The 3,765-nt window shown below is 38.7% G+C and carries 3 protein-coding genes; all 3 read right to left on the bottom strand.

The annotated features are described in order from the left end of the window. Positions 1 to 234: 234 nt before the first annotated feature. Positions 235 to 945: a hypothetical protein gene (locus ACED42_RS21525; protein ID WP_371704100.1), complete on the bottom strand. Its 711-nt coding sequence runs from the start codon at positions 943 to 945 to the stop codon at positions 235 to 237. Between the two features lie 2 nt (positions 946 to 947). Beyond that, entirely contained in the window at positions 948 to 2,309 is a 1,362-nt protein-coding gene (locus tag ACED42_RS21520) for an AAA family ATPase (RefSeq protein ID WP_371704098.1), read from the bottom strand. 660 nt (positions 2,310 to 2,969) lie between these two features. Next, the gene (gene bluB / locus ACED42_RS21515; RefSeq protein WP_371704096.1) at positions 2,970 to 3,638 is read right to left on the bottom strand and encodes a 5,6-dimethylbenzimidazole synthase; all 669 of its coding nucleotides are present in this window, start codon (positions 3,636 to 3,638) and stop codon (positions 2,970 to 2,972) included. Positions 3,639 to 3,765: the final 127 nt, after the last annotated feature.

The raw sequence follows: 3,765 nt of genomic DNA, 5'->3' as shown, positions 1-3,765 counted from the left end.
TACCTTGGAACTTCAAACACTGACAAGTCGCCCCGTGGGTTCGTGGGGCGGATACAGATATGAAGAGGATGAACTGAGTTTATCTTGCATATTACTCCCACAAAAAAGCACCCGACTTTCACAATGGAAAGGGGTGCTTTATCAGTTATAAACGGTAGAAACGAAAAAAAACCGCCGAGTGAGCGAGGTTTTCTATTGTTTTATACGGCCTCATTAAGATCGAGAAGTCAATGGTTACCAATCATCATCCTCATCAACATTCCAGTCTGCAGCCAAAAGTGACCCAATAAAAATATCTAAACTAGGGTCTATATTCTCTAGTTTTCTAAACTCTTTTGGCTTTCTAAAAGCCTTTGTCAATGTTGCGTAATTTTTCCCGCTTTTATCGCACGTGAGCTTACTTTTTGGGTGTTCAGTTTTCAAGCAATTATCTAACTTAGTCCAGCAATCCAAGCTTCGTTCTCTGACATTCCGTTTTTTTGTATAATATTTAAAAATCCAACATTCGATAGAATGTACACTTATCGCAAATATGATTTTATCAGAGACATTAGAAAAAGAAGTATTCGCATTTTCGTCAATTACCCGGCTTAACGCTTCAGTAACTATCTCAACAATCTCCTGACATCCAACCTGTGCCCCCTTTTCTCCTTGCAAATCCACATCAAATTTTTCTGGGTGACATATATCAGTATCAATCTGAACTATTAGTTGATCATGTGCATTTAAATCCTCTACAAAATCATCATTTTTTAGATACGATATTAAATTGGTCCAACTTCCCCAGTATCCACGGCCTCCCTCATCACTTGCATCTTGATGTGGCTGTACAAACCTTATGTCCCTTTCTGCTAACTCGATTTTCTGACTTTTAAAAAAACCCAACAACATATTCTGAAGCGTTTGCTGATCAGTGACACCTTCAGCTGCGATAGCAATATCCAACTCTAAAACTCCTTAGGAAGACCACCAAAATAGCCACGCAAGAATGCTTCGGAGAGTTTCAATGGTTTCCCATCAGCTCTGGATAAATTCTTCTTAGACGAAATCGTTTTCTGTACAGTATGACCCGTTTCAGTATCTCTAGAGACAACTATTAATTTATTGCTACTCTTCTTTATATCAAACCCATCTAAAATAGCTGGGTTATGGGTTGTTAAAAAGACTTGTTTATCATTAGCTTCAGCAAGCTTGGTGATGATCTCCATAAGCTTTATACATAACCTAGGGTTTAATGATGCATCAATGTTATCTATTGCAAATACCTTTGGAGTTTCATCAGAAACAAGTAAAGAGACATAAAATAGTATAAATAGAAATCCTTCATTTGCACTGCGCTGATCAAACAAATCTTTTACATATTTATCTTTTATGTAAACTTTATCTTCAGAACTCGAAAGTCGTTCAGGGATTGTTACTGAGTCATACCAACCAAACAACCCTAGAACTTTATTGATCGTCTCCATGGCTGATTTATCTTTACTCAAGGACTTTAGAAGCTTGAGTAAACCCTCACCACATGTCCCAAGTGGCTCTACCTGTTTTTCTTTGTAGAAGTTTCTTAGAGCTGTGTTTTCCGGTGAATAAATTAAAAAATCTTTAATTTTTTCTTTTTCATGCTCTAACAGTTGTCTTACCGCTTTCTGATTCTTAGCCTCAATTACAGTCTCATCACTTGGAGCAAGATTTTGAGCTTTTGTTACAAACTCTTCAGTAGAAACGCTCTTACTGAGCTCTTTTAGTAGAGCGTTGTCTTCATATTCGTTTGCTGATTTCTTTACATCTTCCAAATCTATTTTTATTTCGTTGCTTTTAACAAGGTCAAAGAATTGTGCCATTACATCTGACAAAGATATTACAGAATCTGTGATCTCCTCGTTTAATATCTTCTTTCGCTTGCCATCTCTCTGATAGGAGCTTACTGAGTCACTTTTGAATCGGATATATGAAGAATCTTCCATATGAGGAGTGATTGTATATCTACTACTTGGGAGTTCTGACACTTTACAATTTTTTTGATTATCGCCAGAAAAGAACATTTCAACTTCAATAGACTGAGATTTTTGATCATCTTCAAGCTCAATAAAGTTTGATACCATCAGATCACTATCATCTATAATTCTTACGCCACGGGATACTAGCTCTGATTTCTTTAATGAGCTGTCTTCTGTTGCACTAGATAATGCAATGGCTTCAAGTATGTTACTTTTCCCACAACCATTTTCACCAATAATGAGATTTACTCTACCTAACTTGAGTTTCATATTAACGATAGATTTATAGTTTTTTATTCTAAGAGCTTCAATCATTAAACTTTTATTCCTCACACAAGAATGATATGAACCTAAACACTTAATAATAGGAAGTATTATTAAGTTCCAATCCATACTTCTTTTACAAGTACTACTTAAACACACACGTATAAATAGTAAATAAATTATCTCTACCATCTTACCGCAACAGCTTCAAAACTCCACCTGTTTCAACCGAACTTAGAAGAGATATACTCTATTGAGCTTCGGCCAGGCAACTTTTACACGAATCTCTGCCTAAAAGTTCAGAGCTTCAACTTATCTTAACGTATCTGGACGAGAAAACCGACATCACACCATATTCCCTCTACTCTAACTACCTTTCAAAAACAACCTTACCAGCTATGCCGAAGCTTCCAATACATTCGCAACACTTTCTTCTTGTTTATACCTACCCAGCAACGTCAAAGCCGCTGCACTGCGCTTATCCACCAAAGCGCTTATCAACTTACCTAAAGTAGATTCGTATTTCTTAAAGCGTGAGAAGGTAACGGGTAAGGTTTGACAGAAGTAAGCGAAGGGAGTTTATTGAGTCCAGTCAATACGCTGCGAGAATCCGCTACCGACATAATGGAAATCGCTTGAATCTAGGTCGATGATCGCTTAATCATTCAGTTGCATTTCAAATACAGATATCAGAAAATTTGATGAAGCCAATTACTTTCCATCAGCCACTAACTGCTCTGCATTCCACTTCCCTTCATGAATCGCTGATTTGACGTCCCTTCTTGGTAACCAACCCATGGTTTCGAGTTCTGGTTTATCTTTGAAGTGATCAACGTAACCAATACACAGGTACGCCACGATATCGATGTTTTCTGGGATATCTAATGCGTCTCGCAATGTTGAGTCATGCAGGATACTCACCCAACCTAACCCTAGGTTTTCGGCTCTTGCTGCGAGCCATAGGTTTTGAACCGCACACACGGTGCTGTACAGATCCATCTCTTGCTTGATGGTTCTGCCTAACACGACCTTTCCGGTTCGATTACGGTCGCAAGTCACGCAGATTCCGATAGGTGATTCGACGATGCCTTCAAGCTTTAGACGCTTATACATCGCCTGTTTTTCATCGGTGAACATTTCCGCGGATTCGGCATGAGCCTGATTAAAACCGGTTTTGATTTGTTGCTTGGTTTCGATATCACGGACAACGACAAAATCCCAAGGTTGCATAAAACCGACACTGGGAGCATGGTGCGCTGCGGTTAGTACACGCATCAAAACGTCTTCTGGGATCTCATCAGGAAGAAACTGACCACGAACATCTCGGCGAGAAAAAATCGTTTTATATACTGCATCGCGTTCATTCGGCGTAATTTCCATACATCCCTGTCTTATCGTCGTCTTATTGAGTCAGTATTATCCAACTAAAGTGTCTATGTTGCTAGGGCGTGCTGACCTTTCGTGGTTAAATTTTGTTCGAGATAAAAGCGTTTTAATCGCGGCGAGG

The sequence above is a fragment of the Vibrio sp. FF145 genome (assembly GCF_041439075.1).
GTDB lineage: Bacteria > Pseudomonadota > Gammaproteobacteria > Enterobacterales > Vibrionaceae > Vibrio > Vibrio tasmaniensis_A.
The sequence above is the reverse complement of the archived record's forward strand: the minus strand, read 5'-3'. Positions and strand labels throughout refer to the sequence as shown.

What these genes read in the sequence shown, in the direction of transcription:
- ACED42_RS21520 (WP_371704098.1), bottom strand. Translation starts at nt 2,309, where the DNA reads ATGATTGAAGCTCTTAGAATAAAAAACTATAAATCTATCGTTAATATG.
- bluB (WP_371704096.1), bottom strand. Translation starts at nt 3,638, where the DNA reads ATGGAAATTACGCCGAATGAACGCGATGCAGTATATAAAACGATTTTT.